This is a genomic window from Bacillus sp. FJAT-27251 (assembly GCF_001273925.1).
In the GTDB taxonomy this organism is placed as follows: domain Bacteria; phylum Bacillota; class Bacilli; order Bacillales; family Cytobacillaceae; genus Mesobacillus_B.
The window spans coordinates 2,462,922-2,476,678 of the sequence record NZ_LIGG01000001.1 but is presented as its reverse complement, the minus strand read 5'-3'; the positions used below and the strand labels follow the sequence as shown (position 1 = coordinate 2,476,678).

Below are 13,757 nucleotides of genomic sequence, written 5' to 3'. Positions count from 1 at the left end.
CTTCTATTTGCCGGACCATTTTCTATTGTCCGGTTTGACACTCCTATTGTCGGGTTTCATGTTTTTATTGTCCGATTTTCCATTTCAATTGCCAAACCCCTCCCCCGCAGTTAGTACAAACAAAAGAAAAAAGCGTAAACGCCCCAATTCCTGGACAATTTACACTTTTAAATGCGGGTCTTAGTCTCAAAACAAGGACATACCTCACCCAATATCAAAATACCCTGTCGTCCCGCCAACCACAAGCGCGAGCACAATCACCAGCGCCGGGTGCCACTTTAACTTTTCGAGTGCCAGGTAGCTTCCCGCCAGCATCAGAATCGTATAAACCGCTCCAAGGCTGAAGATTGCATCCTGGGCGAATTGAAAGGTCATGACCCCGAGCAGGACGGCGATGACCGGCCGGACGATGCTAGATATTCCTTTTACCTGCGGCTTATCCTTATGTTTAAGCAGGAAAGCCATTAAAATCAGCATCAGGATAATCGATGGAGCAACCGAGGCAAACAGCCCGACCAGCGCGCCGAGGACCCCGCCCTCTGCATAGCCGATATATGCCGCCATTTTGGTTGCAATCGGTCCCGGAAGTGCATTCCCCGCCGCCAGCACTTCACTGAATTCCTGCGTCGACATCCATTCATAGTTGCCGACCACTTCATTTTCAATCAGGGGAATCGAAGCAGGACCCCCGCCGTATCCAAGGATGCCTGGAATGAAGAAAGCCAAGAAGATTTGCCAGTAAAGCATGCTAGGACACCTTCCCTTTCCCAAACGGCAGCAGCACATAAAGAATGAGAACCAAAATGACGATGGCCGGGTGAATATGGAAAGCCTCGGTTACCAGAAGAGAGGCCAGAATAAGCCAAACGCCCTTTACCCAGCCCAGCGTCTCGCCCGATTTTTTGACAAAGTCCCATGTCATCGTAGCCAGCATGACCGCCACCACCGGCACGACGGACGCGGACATATGCTGTACCCATGGAATGTCTTTGTATTGCTGCAGCAGCTGGAGCAGGAAAATCATCATCAGAGCAGTCGGTCCGACGGTTGCCAGCAGGGCATTAAGGCAGCCGGCCACCCCGCCGATCCGGTAGCCGATATACCCGCCCATCTTTGTGGCAATCGGGCCCGGCATCGTATTGGCAATCGCCAGTGTGTCGGCAAACTGTTCTTCATCCATCCATTTATATTTCTTGACGGTTTCCTGGTGGACAAGCGGAATCGAAGAAGGGCCGCCGCCAAATCCCAGGATCCCCACCCGGAAAAAGGCCAGGAATATATGCCACTGAGTTCTCCAATCCAGCCGCGGTTTCGGAACCGGATTCGTCTCCGGCATCTCTTTGGCTTTTGGCGCTACCAAGCTGCAATCCCTCCATCTGTCCGTGATTCGGTGCCGCCTTGCAGCACTCCTGTTTCAGGGTTTCTCCAGATGATCTGTCCCCGCCCAAAGCTTCTCCCATCTGGGGCCACATGTATTTCATGGCCTTTTCTTGCCAGGCTTTGGACGAGGTAGTTGGGAAACTCAGGTTCAACATGAACGGTTTTCCCTTTTATCCACTGCCATCTTGGCATATCCAGTGCCGCCTGCGGGTTCAGCAGGTAGTCAACCGTATTCGTCACCACCTGAAAATGGCCTTGCGGCTGCATGTATCCGCCCATGACACCAAACGGTCCGACCGGCTTTCCATCCTTGGTTAAAAATCCCGGAATGATGGTATGATACGTCCTCTTGCCTGGCTTCAGCACATTCGGGTGCGTTTCATCAAGCGAGAAATCGGCCCCGCGGTTTTGCAGGGAGATTCCTGTTCCGGGAATGACGATGCCTGAACCAAAGCCCATGTAATTGCTTTGAATATAGGAAATCATGTTCCCTTCCTCATCTGCCGCGGCGAGGTAGACGGTTCCTCCTTTAGGCAGTTCATATGGCTGCGGATCCATTGCTGTATCGGTGACCACCTTGCTGCGCTTTTCCGCATACTCCTCTGAAAGCAGTTCTTCCACGGAAACTGGCATTTCCCCGTGCTCGGTAATAAACGCCTGGCCGTCCGTAAACGCAAGCTTCATCGACTCAATCTGCTCGTGAAAACTTTCCGCGTTCTGCCATGCCGGCGGCGAGAGCTTTTCAAAAATGTTCAACGCCATCAAGGCGACCATTCCCTGGCCGTTTGGCGGAATTTCCCACACATCATAACCTCGGTAATTGGTCGAAATCGGGTTCACCCATTGCGGTTCATATTTGCTTAGATCGCTCTTTGATAAAAAGCCGTTGTGCTTTTTCATAAAATCCTCGATTCTGTCCGCCAGCTCGCCTTCATAGAAAGAACGTGCATTGGTTTCAGCAATCGCTTTTAAAGTAGATGCGTGGCCTGGCGACTTCCATACTTCGCCGATTTCCGGTGCTCTTCCGTCCGGCGCAAAGGTTTCAAACCAGGATTCAAATTCTTCGGAAGTGAAATCTTGCTTGAACTTATTGTAAGCCAGTTTCCAATGCTTTCCCAAAATCGGCGTTAATGGATAGCCTTCTTCCGCGTAGCGAATCGCCGGCTTCAGTGATTCCGCAAGCGGCAGGCGGCCGAATTTCCTTGCCAAAGCTGCCCATGCTGCCGGAGCACCTGGAACGGTAACGGGCACAACTCCGTGAATCGGCATTTTTTCATGACCCATATTTTTTACTGCTTCAACCGAAATCGATTCTGGTGCCGGACCGGAAGCATTCAAGCCATGAAGCTGATCCTTTACCCAGACCAGGGCAAAGGCGTCGCCGCCGATTCCGTTGGACGTAGGCTCCACTACCGTCAACACAGCTGCTGTGGCAATTGCCGCATCAATCGCATTTCCGCCTTGCTTCATGATTTCCAGCCCCGCCTGAGCCGCCAATGGCTGTGAAGTTGCCACCATGCCTTTCTTTGCAAAAACCGTATGGCGTTTTGATGGAAAGGGATGTTGCAAGTAATCCATAGGTTACTCCTCCTTTTTGCTTTCATCTGTTCCTTCTACAATTGTTAGTGTTTCTTTAGATTGTGATTACGAAATGTTTTAAATATTATAAAATCGATTATAAAATATATATAACAATAAATCTATATTATTGAACATTTTTAAATAAAACCCTTCGATTTTTATCCTTATCGAAATTGATATTTTAATTCTACGTTCAAAACGTAAAGAAAACACGATTATTTTTAAATTATTTGGTTGCCAAATCACCATATCTCCACCCATACATTTCGGGAATCGAAAAAAACTCACCCGGCATGGATGAGTTTTTGTTCACATTATAGTTTTAAACCGCGCCTGCTTTTAAACCTTCTCAGCAGGATTTGGCTGTCGACACGCGTAATCCCTTCAAGCGCGTACAGTTCTTCATTAATGAAACGCTCCAAAGCCTGAAAATTGTCGACAAGGACATGGGTGTGGAGCGTGGATGGGCCCGTCATTTGGTAACAGCTGGCGACATTGGGATTTTCAGCAAGAGCCTCTGCCACCTTTACGAGGGAGCCGGGATCACAATCGATATTGAAGAAAGCTGAAACTTCCTTTCCAACCTTGCTGCTGTTGATGACAACGGTAAACTGTTCGATTACGCCTTCGTCCATCAGCTTGTTTACCCGCTCACGGACGGCAACCCGCGATAAACCAAGACCCTTGGCAATATCCACATAGGATGCCCGCCCGTTTTGCATGAGCAGGTCCAATATCTTCATGTCAATGTGGTCCATTCCGCCCTCTCCTTCCCTACTCCAACTAACCGTATTATAAAGGAAAATCCTCCATAATGGAATGAGTTAATGGAGCAGGATTGCCGTATTGCTGGTTAAAAAGAGGTACGGCTTACATAAGGGAAGCTTCCTCAGTTAAAAGCGGTCCCATTTTGGAATTGGGCGTATTCCGTATTCATGAAGCAGCAGAACCGTCCCCCTGCATCATCGGCCGCAGCATTTTTTGTACTTTTTCCCGCTGCCGCAATAGCATGGTTCGTTGCGGCCTGGTTTTTTCCCGGATTGAATGCTGGTGGACTTATCTGTTCTTTTTTCCCGCAATTCGAGCAGGGCGTATCCTTTTAAGTCCCACTTCCTTGTGTTGTTCACCAAGGTGACCACACGGTCTGCAATTTCCTGAACCGTTTCCATGTTGTCAACTTCCAGTACACTTTCCAAGAATTCCATTACTTCATTCATGCCTTCGCTAGACTGGGCGATGAACGCACACTTGGATACAATGATGTCCGCCTCTTCCGCTGCCATTTCAAACCGGGTATGTAAATAGTAAACTAGGGTAGTGTAGCTCTGGCTGCGCTCGACATAACCAGGTTCCGCCGCTTTTAGCAGCTGGCTTCTTGTAAACGCGTTGTAAGGAACATTGCTCCGTACTTCGTGCTCACGGAGGACTTTCTCCGGGTCATCCACTCTTGTACTGGAAATATAGCGGTCTTCAAGGACGAATTCCCGGTAGTAGGAAGCCGCATGCATCACGACCGGCAAATAGTCCGAGCCTGGCACAATTGCATTTAAATGCTTATCCAGCAATTCCTTCAAAGCTGGATACGTCAGGGTTCCATAATAGAATAATAGCCCTTTGGTCAACTGGATATATTCTGTATTCCGGTCAATTACAGCCTTGATGCCCTCGTCTTGCAGCTCAGCGATCCTGTCCACGATTTCCTGCGGCATCACAAGTACCTTCTTGCCCTTCAGTGTTCCTGTCATGGCGATGCTGCTATCGTTGAAATATTGATATTGATAGTCTTCCAGAGATGGAGCCTCGATCACCCCATTATTCCGGACCAGTTCTCCCAGCAGGCTGAAACGCTCCTTGTCGAGCTTTTTGCACATCTCTTCAAGCCCGGCCAGAATCTCATCCTGGAGAACCAAAACGAGTTCCCCTTTTTTTAGGGAACTGACTCCCTGAAGGTCAAGCTCCTTGCGAAGGTTATCCAGATCCACTTTTGTCAAGCGGTTTAGGGCTTCAGCAAGCGTGATTGGATGCTTAATCGCTTTCCACCTTTTCGCTTCGGCTTTATCCGGTACATCATCCTTCAACTTGACCAACGCTTCTATCACTCTTTTTTGATTTTTTTCAGTTAATAGATTGCTCATGATAATCCTTCCTTGCTTTCCAAACATATTCCGGCCTTTTCAGACACAACTTTACCAGTGTATCAAATTATCGTCATTTTTGCAGAATAACTTTCCCGGCGGCAAAAATTGGCGGAAGCATGGGGACGGTTCTCGTGTCTCATTTCAAAAAAAAGAAGCATATGAGTCTATCTCCCACGATGCTTCTGCAATTTGTGACATTTATACCTTTAACCAGATTGACCGTCATTCCTCTGATCTTTGATTTCTTCGAGTGTGTTTTGAATTTTCTCGAGCTGCTTGGCGATAGCGGCCAGCTCTTTCTTGTTTGAATGTAGCTGCAAAACATCTCCAACCATGCTTTTCCAGCGATTGAGCAAGAGGGGCCCAATTTTGAGTTCTCCTAGCTTCTTCAGTGCAGCACTCCTGGATTCAGTATCCTCCTCATTCTGCTTTTCAAGAGTAAGTCCTGCAACAGAGTTTAGAAGCTTCTCATTGCTGAGCATGGATGATGTCAATTTCATAATGGAATCCAGGTTCGCTGAATCTGTGTTGTTTAATAAACTGCCGGCAAGATTGATGAGTTGCTCTGAATCCAGTTCACCAACTGCATTTTTTTCAGTTTTTTCCTTTCTTTTTCTCGACATGTTTCAACCACCTTTGTCATTTATAAGCCTCCATACCGATGCCTTGCTCTTTAGCCAAGAGGCTTTTATACCATACATCCTATGCAAGAAAGATGGACGGGTCTAAACGTTTATAACAAGGATAAAAAAAGGGCTCCGCAGCAAAAATTTCGAAGCCCTTTTTCTGATTTTCCGAATGAAATGATATAGAAATTGGGATAATATCAACATTGAAAATATGGAACAGGAGATGGAAATATGGAATTTTTCACTAACAAAAATGAGGAAAACAATCAGAAGAAGCAAGCAAAAGAAACGGAGAATAACAAGTCAGATAAAGTCACAGCCGCAGAAGACGGTTTCCGCTATGATTATGACGACTCTTCGGATTTGAAATAACAGCAGCCATTGCAGGACAGAGGCGATTCAATGGAAAGAAACTACGCCATCGATTTTATTAAATTTTTCGCCATTCTCGCAGTGGTGGTCATTCACACCTTTCCGCAAGACAATCAGCTTGGCTATTTTATAATTGATAACTTTTCGCGATTCGCCGTTCCGTTTTTCTTTGCGGCTTCGGGTTATTTGTTCGGCCTAAAAGTAGTTTCGCATCCTGACTCCCTCGAGTATTACAAGCGGTATATCACCAAAATCCTGAAAATTTATGCTAGCTGGCTTTTGTTTTACTTCAGTTACGACCTAATCGCCATTTTTATAAAAGGAGAAAACATCCAGCAATACCTGCAGGGCTTTACAGCTGCCAACCTCCTTTATTACGGAAAAGGAACGAGCGGATACCAATTGTGGTTTGTGATCGCACTCGCATGGAGCATCACGGTGTTGTATCTTTTCTTCAGGCTGAGGAAAATCGAGCTCCTATTAGCTATCGCTCTTTGCCTGAATATCGCAGGCCTTTTCGGCCAGTCTTATTCCCTGTTTTACGAGCTGCCCCTGCCTACCAGGGATGCCGCTTTTATTGGCCTCTTTTATTCCGCGGCGGGATTTTGGTTCGCCTATTCCGGGATCAACCGCCACTTTAGTAAAAAAACCTATCTCTATCTTTACTTTTTCTTCTCTGCCCTGCAGGCAGCCGAAGGATATATGCTCGAAAAAGTCTTGGCAGCCAGTCATGGGGAATACTTTCTTTCGACTATTTTCCTTACAATCTCTTTGTTTTTGTTTGCAGTGAACCATCCGGAACTTGGAAGGAGACTGGGAATAACCAAAATAGGCGGAAACGCTCTGGGGATTTATGCCATTCATGTGTTTTTTATCGATATGATAGACATTGTGGTGGCTAAATTGGGATATGAGCATGCCACCCTGAATATATGGTGGAACATGGCGGATGCTTTTCTGGTGTTTACTTTATCGTATGCCGCTTACCAGTTACTCCAGGCCGCTAAAATCAGGCTGCGCGGCTAGAAGATTGGGTGCCTTATCTATTTTATCTATCAAAATACATCGAATGTATCGCTTGAATCGGCATAGAAGTAATTGGTAAAATAAGATTTGCTCTTACTTAATTTTCAAAAAGAKGGATATCCATGGAAAGGGAAACACAAATCCTAGATCCAATTGAATTGCGAGTATACATAGAATATTTGAGAATCGAACTAATGGAGATCGGAAACCGCCTCGGTTTGACCCATCATAAGACCGTTCAATGCAGCGAAGAGCTTGATTATTTTATTAATGAATATCAAAAGCTATTAAGATTATGACTGCTCCCTGCCGGTTACACTCAGACCTAACGAAGTGTAACCTCCCTTGGCTCACCCTCTCGATCAAACCAGGATTATCTGCCTGGATATCAGGAATATCCCAATAATAATCAGGATTATCTGATATGAAATCAGGATTATCCCAGCAACAATCAGCATTATCTGCCTGGATATCAGGAATAAAAGATAAAATCACAAAAAGCAGGCCCCTCAAGGCCTGCTTTTTACTATTCCTGCCCCAAAACGATCGCATCAAGCGCAATCAATGCTTCTGCTTCAATCGCTTTGGCCACCAAATCGGTGCTTGGGTTGTATTCTGCGCGCAAATCGGCATCAGCAAAGCCGTCAATCGCGAGGATCGCCCCAGCTCGGACGCCTTTTAGGGCCGCAATCACAAACAATGCCGAATTTTCCATTTCCGCACCCAACACTCCGGCTTTTTTATACAGCTGATGCGGAAATTCAAGCACTCCTGAATAAAAAGCATCCAGCGTCAGCGTAATGCCTTCTTTTACAGGCAGCCCATGTTCGCGCTCAGCAGCAGACGAAACAAGCGCGTCTACAAGCCGGCGGTCGGCTGCAGCCGGGAAACCGGCCGGTACAAGCTGGCTGGTGAGTCCATCGCAGCGAACCGCCGCGGTTGAAATCACCAGGCTTCCCGGGGTGACATCTTCCTGGTAAGAGCCGGCAGTCCCAACACGGATCAGCTTCTTCGCGCCTCCGATAATCAGTTCTTCAAAGCAGACGGCCGCACCCGGGGCCCCGACTCCATGGCTCACGACACTGACTTCCGTGCCTTTCCACTTCCCTGTAAAACTATGATACTCCCGATTTTCAGCCAGAGGCTCGCATCCATCGAGCAGCGCGGCAATTTGCACCGCCCGCTTCGGGTCGCCGCAGACGATCACGCGCTCAGAAAGCAGCTCTGGATTGATTTTCAAGTTTGGCAGCTGTTTAGTCAAAATCTTTTCTCTCCCATTCATCTTCTGGTATCGGCAAATCCTCGCCGGAAAAACGTTCTTCGGAAAAAGGGTCCCCGTTCATATGAAAACCATTTTGCTCCCAGAAACCCGGTTTGTTTTCATCAATAAATTCAATTCCTGTAATCCATTTGACACTTTTCCAAAAATACAGATGCGGAACAACAAGCCGCAATGGATATCCATGCTTGTCAGTGAGGGGCTTGCCTTCGAACGAGTGGGCGAGCAGCACATCCTCCCTGTCCAAATCGGACAGCTTCAGGTTGGCGGTATAATCCTGATCCGCATGCAGCATCACGTACTCGCTCTTCGGCGTCACGCCAATCTGCTTCAGAAAATCACGGAATTTAACCCCTGTGAAGGAATTATCAAAGCGGGACCACCTTGTCACGCAATGGATATCCACCGTAATCGTTGTTTGCGGCATGGCCAATATCTCATCATAAGAGAGGACCTTTTCCTCGTCCACCGCTCCAAACACCTTCAAACGCCAGTCTGCCATGTCATATTTCGGCACTTCCCCTTCATGGAGAATCGGAAAGCGCTCGGTCAGAGCCTGGCCGGGCGGCAGGCGACTGGCCAGCTCCGGGCTCACCGCCGGAACCCTCGTTTTCTTGATTCTTTCTGCTTTGCTAAGGCTCATCTGTATCCCTCCGGCTGTTTTTTATCGAGAAGTATGCTGTCCTGCGAGCGAATCCGAACCGCGGTCTTTCAAGAAGAACATCGCGATGATCGTGATCACATAAGGCAGCATCGCGGTAAACTGTGTTGGCATCGAGAAGCCCTGAAGCCTGATGCTTAGCGCATCCATCAATCCGAACAGCAGGCTGGAGCCCGCAATACCAATTGGGTGGGACTGTCCCAGCATCATCGCCACCAAAGCGATGAATCCTCGTCCTGCCGTCATGCCTTCCGTAAACATCGTCACCTGTCCGAGCGATAGCTGCGCACCTGCGAGGCCGCAAAGGACGCCGCTCATGATAATCGCTCCGTACTGGATAGTGGTCACTTTTAACCCAAGGCTTCGGGCCGCGGCTTCATTCTTGCCAACCGCAAGCACCCGGAAGCCGGTCACCGTCCTGTAAAGGAAAACATAGAGCAAAATCGCCGCCAGGAACGCCGCATACACGAGCGGTGAATGCCCCGAAATCAGCTGCCCGACTACTGGGATATCCTCCACAAACGGGATATCCACTTTCGGCAGCCCGCTCATGTCTTTGTTGTAATAGGCCCCTTTCACATCAAAAATGGCTCGCAGCGCAAACGTGGTCAATCCCAGCATCAAAAAGTTGATCGCAATCCCGGCAACAATCGGGTTCGATTTCAAGTGGATCGTAGCATAGCCAAACAGCAGCGAAACCAATACCGATACAGCCACCGCGGTCAGCAAGGCCAAGAAGATGTTTTCGGTAAAATGATTGCCGACAATCGCCGAAAAGGCACCTGCCAGTATCAGCCCTTCAAGGCCGACATTGAAAATTCCGACCCGGGCGCACAGCGCTCCCCCAAGGGCGGCCAGTAAAATCGGGCTCACCATGCGGATCGCCGATACAAAAAGGGAGTAATCAAACAGTTCCATGAACTTCCCTCCCTTTCTTGCGAAATTTGACCAATTTGAGCGTCAGCTTGGCTGAGATGAACAAAATGAGCACCGCCTGGATGACGCTTGCCACCTCCAGCGGAACCTCTGTGTTCCGCTCCATTCCCATTGCCCCTGTTTCAAGGGCTGCAAGCAGGATCGCGGTGACCACAGTCCCAAGCGGATTCGAATTCGCCAGCAGCGCCGCCATCATCCCGGTCCACGCAAAACCCGGGGCTGTCAGCGCACCATCCACATAGCGATACTGCGAGCCAAGGACCTCGACGCTTCCGGCGAGACCGGCAAGAGCACCCGAGAAGAACATGCTCAGCAGCAAAAGCTTTACCTTATTCACGCCTCCGTACTGCGCAAAGAAAGGGTTCAGCCCAAGCATTTTCACTTCATAGCCCGGGGCTGTGTATTTCAGGATGACAATCAGGACAACTGCACAGACAATCGCAATCACAAACCCCATATGGACACTCATGCCGGGAAACAGCTTCGGCAGCCAGGCCCCCTGGTCGATCATTGGCGTCTGGGCAAGTGCCGCAGAACCCGTTTTATCCTGGAAAGGCCCGGCAACGAGATAGCTGGCAAATAGAATGGCAACATAATTTAACAGCAGCGTCGAAATAAGCAGCTGCACCTTAAAGCGGCTTTCCATCCAGCCGGCCAGCAGCGCCCATAAGCCCCCGGCGAACATTCCAGCCACAATAGCAGCCAAAAGTTTAACAGCCGGCGGCCCTGGCATATAAAGAGCGGCCAATGCGGCACATACCGCCCCGAGCACCATTTGTCCCTCGCTGCCCAGATTGAAGACTCCCGCCCGGAAGGCTAGCGCCACACCGAGGCCGACAAGCAAAATCGGGGTCGCCCTTGCAAGGGTGGAAGTAAGGAAGTAGAAGTTTCCGAACGCTCCTTCCCACATCGCCTTGTATGTTTGAAAAACCGGTTCGCCGACAAACGAAATGGCAATCGCTCCGGCCAGCAGTCCAATCAGCACGGCAAGCAGCGGCTGGATGAGCGGTGTGAATAATTTATGAAGTCTTTGCGGTAACATCATGCTGTTTTCCTCCTGCCATTAATACACTGAGAGTTTCTTCGGTTGCTTCGCTTCTGTCGAGGATGCCGGCAATCCGGCCTTCATACATGACCGCGATTTTGTCGGAAAGTGCAAGGATTTCCGACAGCTCAGATGAAATCAGGAGAATGCCGTCCCCGCTGTTGCGCTTTTCAAGCAGTGCTTCATGGATATATTCCATTGCGCCGATATCAACGCCGCGTGTTGGCTCTGCGGCAATCAGCAATGGAGCATGAAAATCAAGCTCCCTGGCCACAATCAGCTTCTGAAGGTTTCCGCCCGACAGATTCCCTGCCTTTTCCTGAAGGGAAGATGCTTTGATTTCAAATCTTGAAATCCAATCCTTTACCCTCGTGCGAAACGGTGCTTTGCGGATAAAAGATTTCTCGCTGTACTTCGGGTTCCGCTGCGAGCCCATCAGTGCCGTTTCTTCCACGGTCGCATCCTTGGCCGCGCCCCATAGATAGCGGTCTTCCGGAATATGGGAAATACCTGCCTTCCTCCTGGCCAGCACATTCTTTTCTGTCAAATTCTGGCCTTTTAAAAATATGCTTCCTTCCTGGATAGCGCGGAGGCCGGTTACCGCCTGGATCAGCTGGGACTGTCCGTTGCCGGAAACCCCGGCAACCCCCAGGATCTCGCCGTGGCGTACAGTGAGCGACACTTGGTCGAGCTCGGGCTTCTCTCCCCTTTGTCCAATCGTGATGCCTTTCGCTTCAAGCAGGATGTCACCGCTGATGCTGTCACGCTCGTTCAGCTTTTGCAGCTGGCGGCCGACCATCAGCTGTGCCAGCTTATCGGCATTGGTCTCACTTGTATGAACCGAGCCGGTCACTTTCCCGTTCCGGAGCACCGTGACCCTGTCCGCCACTTTCATGACTTCTCGCAATTTATGGGTAATCATGATGATGCTCTTGCCCTGGTCGGCAAGAAACCGGATCGTTTTCAGCAGCTCATCCACCTCGAATGGCGTCAGGACGGCCGTCGGCTCATCAAGGATGATGATATCTGCTCCCTGGTAGAGAACTTTTAGGATCTCTATCCGCTGCTGCTCCCCGATCGAACAATCACCGGCTTTTTTCGCTGTATTCACACCGATTTTAAACTGCTCTGCCAGCTTCTGTACGGCCTCATCCGCTGCCTTGCGCCGGAAGAAGCCATACTTCTTTGGCTCATGTCCAATGACAATGTTTTCGGCTACAGTAAAATCGTAGAATAGCATAAAATGCTGGTGCACCATGCCGATTCCCTGGCTGATGGCTTCCTGCGGCCCCGAAAACGAGACTTTTTTGCCGTTTAGAATGATCTCGCCTGAACTTGGCTGCTCCAGTCCGTAGAGCATGCGCATCAAGGTCGTCTTCCCAGCGCCATTTTCACCGACAATTGCCAGGACTTCCCCTTGGTCCAGGCTGATCGATATGTTGTCATTGGCGGTAAATTCGCCATACTTCTTGGTCATGTTCCTCATCTCCAACCGATGAGCCATCCTGGTTCCCCCCTATCAGAAAAAGCGCCCTGCCCTGTCCAGGCAAGCCCGGCTAATGGGCTTGTCCGCCCGAACGGACATGCATTTAAAAATGGAAGCCGACTGCAAACAATCTGCAGCCGGCTTTTTTGTTTAATTGTTTAATGGATTGGCAATTTCTTTTTGGCCGGAAGCCACTTCTTCTGCTAACGCTTTTACCTGGTCCACTGTATCCTGACCTACGAAATCATGCAGCGGTGTTTCGCTGTCGCGCGTAACATAAGTCAGGCCAACGCCATCTTCTTTCAAACCGTATTCGACAACACCCGGGCTGAAGCTTCCCTCCGCAAAAGCCTTCACGGTCTCATAGGCTGCGGTGTCGGTTCCTTTCAGCTGGGACAGGACAATATGTTCCGGGTCCATTTCGGTTCGGTCGATATCCTGGCCAGCTGTGAAGAACCCTTTCTCTTTTGCTGCTTCAAATACCCCAAGGTCGCCGACTGCGGCAGCACCTGCGATAAAGTCAGCACCCTTGTCCGCCTGGAGGATCGCCATTTCCTTCGCTTTCGCCGGGTCGGAGAAACTGCCCACATAGTTGACAAGGAAAGTGGCGTCAGGGTTCGTCTCTTTCAATCCTTGTTCAAAAGAAACCGTCCATTTTTTCAAAAGGGGAATGTCCATGGCTGCGACCATTCCAACTGTATTTGTTTTTGTCGCCAATCCGGCAGCGGCACCAAGCAGGTAGGCGGCCTCCTGTTCCTTAAAGTTGATGCTCTGGACGTTCGGAAGATCCACCACGGTATCGATGATGGCGAACTGGCGGTCCGGATTTTCAGCCGCCACCTTCTTTAGCGCGTCCTCTGATTCAAAAGAAGAAGTAATGATCAGATCGTAGTTCTCGGCGACCGCAACGCGAAGATTTTCTTCGATCGCTGAATGGTCGTTTGATTCAATCGTTTTCACGTCAACGCCAAATTCCTCTGCGGCTTTTTTTGCGCCCTCATCCATTTGCTGGAAGAACGGGTTTACCCCGATCTTTTCCGGCAGGACCAGAGCGATCCTTTGCTTTTTATCTGAGGATCCTTTGGCAGCTGCTTCCTCGGCTTTATCCCCCGAGCAGCCAACCAGTGCGAATAATACAAGTACCAACAAAACCAGCAGCTTTTTCATAAGTCGTCTCCTTTAGTTCGTGTTTTATTTTATCTAATGCTAATTTACTAGATAACC

Annotated in this window: 15 protein-coding genes; 3 read left to right on the top strand and 12 right to left on the bottom strand. The window is 49.3% G+C overall.

Annotated features, from left to right (window positions below; translation table 11 throughout):
- Positions 1-204: 204 nt before the first annotated feature.
- The 6 genes from ADU22_RS11695 to ADU22_RS11670 form a co-directional block, all read right to left on the bottom strand.
- Entirely contained in the window at positions 205-747 is a 543-nt protein-coding gene (locus ADU22_RS11695; RefSeq protein ID WP_053362305.1) for a chromate transporter, read from the bottom strand.
- Position 748: 1 nt separating this feature from the next.
- The gene (locus ADU22_RS11690; RefSeq protein ID WP_053364542.1) at positions 749-1,336 is read right to left on the bottom strand and encodes a chromate transporter; all 588 of its coding nucleotides are present in this window, start codon (positions 1,334-1,336) and stop codon (positions 749-751) included.
- A 17-nt stretch (positions 1,337-1,353) separates the two neighbouring features.
- On the bottom strand, positions 1,354-2,958 hold the full coding sequence (locus ADU22_RS11685) for a gamma-glutamyltransferase family protein (protein WP_053362304.1): 1,605 nt from the start codon (positions 2,956-2,958) through the stop codon (positions 1,354-1,356).
- A 317-nt stretch (positions 2,959-3,275) separates the two neighbouring features.
- Positions 3,276-3,719 carry an Lrp/AsnC family transcriptional regulator gene (locus ADU22_RS11680; protein ID WP_053362303.1) on the bottom strand — a complete coding sequence of 148 codons (444 nt, stop codon included), beginning with the start codon at positions 3,717-3,719 and terminating at the stop codon, positions 3,276-3,278.
- 204 nt (positions 3,720-3,923) lie between these two features.
- Positions 3,924-5,096, bottom strand: a complete 1,173-nt coding sequence (locus ADU22_RS11675) for a YecA family protein (protein ID WP_053362302.1) — start codon at positions 5,094-5,096, stop codon at positions 3,924-3,926.
- Between the two features lie 209 nt (positions 5,097-5,305).
- Positions 5,306-5,722 carry a hypothetical protein gene (locus ADU22_RS11670; RefSeq protein WP_053362301.1) on the bottom strand — a complete coding sequence of 139 codons (417 nt, stop codon included), beginning with the start codon at positions 5,720-5,722 and terminating at the stop codon, positions 5,306-5,308.
- A gap of 237 nt (positions 5,723-5,959) precedes the next feature.
- On the opposite strand from ADU22_RS11670, the gene ADU22_RS24625 reads away from it, so the two are divergent.
- From ADU22_RS24625 to ADU22_RS24235, 3 genes are all read left to right on the top strand, one after another.
- Positions 5,960-6,100, top strand: coding sequence for a hypothetical protein (locus tag ADU22_RS24625; RefSeq protein WP_156324338.1), 141 nt, complete (start codon positions 5,960-5,962; stop codon positions 6,098-6,100).
- Positions 6,101-6,130: 30 nt separating this feature from the next.
- Entirely contained in the window at positions 6,131-7,126 is a 996-nt protein-coding gene (locus tag ADU22_RS11665; protein WP_053362300.1) for an acyltransferase, read from the top strand.
- 122 nt (positions 7,127-7,248) lie between these two features.
- Positions 7,249-7,425, top strand: coding sequence for an aspartyl-phosphate phosphatase Spo0E family protein (locus ADU22_RS24235; protein ID WP_082252832.1), 177 nt, complete (start codon positions 7,249-7,251; stop codon positions 7,423-7,425).
- A 227-nt stretch (positions 7,426-7,652) separates the two neighbouring features.
- Here the strand turns inward: ADU22_RS24235 and ADU22_RS11660 are convergent, their stop codons facing one another.
- The 6 genes from ADU22_RS11660 to ADU22_RS11635 form a co-directional block, all read right to left on the bottom strand.
- Positions 7,653-8,387: a nucleoside phosphorylase gene (locus ADU22_RS11660; RefSeq protein ID WP_231687869.1), complete on the bottom strand. Its 735-nt coding sequence runs from the start codon at positions 8,385-8,387 to the stop codon at positions 7,653-7,655.
- Positions 8,380-9,048, bottom strand: a complete 669-nt coding sequence (locus tag ADU22_RS11655) for a sulfite oxidase-like oxidoreductase (protein WP_053362298.1) — start codon at positions 9,046-9,048, stop codon at positions 8,380-8,382. The genes ADU22_RS11660 and ADU22_RS11655 overlap by 8 nt, the downstream gene beginning before the upstream one ends.
- Before the next feature lie 21 nt (positions 9,049-9,069).
- Positions 9,070-9,984 (bottom strand): ABC transporter permease, encoded by a 915-nt coding sequence (locus ADU22_RS11650; RefSeq protein WP_053362297.1) that lies wholly within the window; start codon positions 9,982-9,984, stop codon positions 9,070-9,072.
- Positions 9,971-11,047, bottom strand: coding sequence for an ABC transporter permease (locus tag ADU22_RS11645; RefSeq protein WP_231687868.1), 1,077 nt, complete (start codon positions 11,045-11,047; stop codon positions 9,971-9,973). The genes ADU22_RS11650 and ADU22_RS11645 overlap by 14 nt, the downstream gene beginning before the upstream one ends.
- Positions 11,022-12,551, bottom strand: a complete 1,530-nt coding sequence (locus tag ADU22_RS11640) for an ABC transporter ATP-binding protein (RefSeq protein ID WP_053362296.1) — start codon at positions 12,549-12,551, stop codon at positions 11,022-11,024. Before ADU22_RS11640 ends, ADU22_RS11645 begins: the two co-directional genes overlap by 26 nt.
- A gap of 132 nt (positions 12,552-12,683) precedes the next feature.
- Positions 12,684-13,700, bottom strand: a complete 1,017-nt coding sequence (locus tag ADU22_RS11635) for a BMP family protein (RefSeq protein WP_053362295.1) — start codon at positions 13,698-13,700, stop codon at positions 12,684-12,686.
- Between the last annotated feature and the right edge of the window lie 57 nt (positions 13,701-13,757).

Coding starts and splice junctions, on each gene's coding strand:
- ADU22_RS24625 (WP_156324338.1), top strand. CDS start 5,960: ATGGAATTTTTCACTAACAAAAATGAGGAAAACAATCAGAAGAAGCAA.
- ADU22_RS24235 (WP_082252832.1), top strand. CDS start 7,249: ATGGAAAGGGAAACACAAATCCTAGATCCAATTGAATTGCGAGTATAC.
- ADU22_RS11685 (WP_053362304.1), bottom strand. CDS start 2,958: ATGGATTACTTGCAACATCCCTTTCCATCAAAACGCCATACGGTTTTT.
- ADU22_RS11675 (WP_053362302.1), bottom strand. CDS start 5,096: ATGAGCAATCTATTAACTGAAAAAAATCAAAAAAGAGTGATAGAAGCG.
- ADU22_RS11655 (WP_053362298.1), bottom strand. CDS start 9,048: ATGAGCCTTAGCAAAGCAGAAAGAATCAAGAAAACGAGGGTTCCGGCG.
- ADU22_RS11665 (WP_053362300.1), top strand. CDS start 6,131: ATGGAAAGAAACTACGCCATCGATTTTATTAAATTTTTCGCCATTCTC.
- ADU22_RS11640 (WP_053362296.1), bottom strand. CDS start 12,551: ATGGCTCATCGGTTGGAGATGAGGAACATGACCAAGAAGTATGGCGAA.
- ADU22_RS11635 (WP_053362295.1), bottom strand. CDS start 13,700: ATGAAAAAGCTGCTGGTTTTGTTGGTACTTGTATTATTCGCACTGGTT.
- ADU22_RS11680 (WP_053362303.1), bottom strand. CDS start 3,719: ATGGACCACATTGACATGAAGATATTGGACCTGCTCATGCAAAACGGG.
- ADU22_RS11650 (WP_053362297.1), bottom strand. CDS start 9,984: ATGGAACTGTTTGATTACTCCCTTTTTGTATCGGCGATCCGCATGGTG.
- ADU22_RS11690 (WP_053364542.1), bottom strand. CDS start 1,336: ATGCCGGAGACGAATCCGGTTCCGAAACCGCGGCTGGATTGGAGAACT.
- ADU22_RS11670 (WP_053362301.1), bottom strand. CDS start 5,722: ATGTCGAGAAAAAGAAAGGAAAAAACTGAAAAAAATGCAGTTGGTGAA.
- ADU22_RS11695 (WP_053362305.1), bottom strand. CDS start 747: ATGCTTTACTGGCAAATCTTCTTGGCTTTCTTCATTCCAGGCATCCTT.
- ADU22_RS11645 (WP_231687868.1), bottom strand. CDS start 11,047: ATGATGTTACCGCAAAGACTTCATAAATTATTCACACCGCTCATCCAG.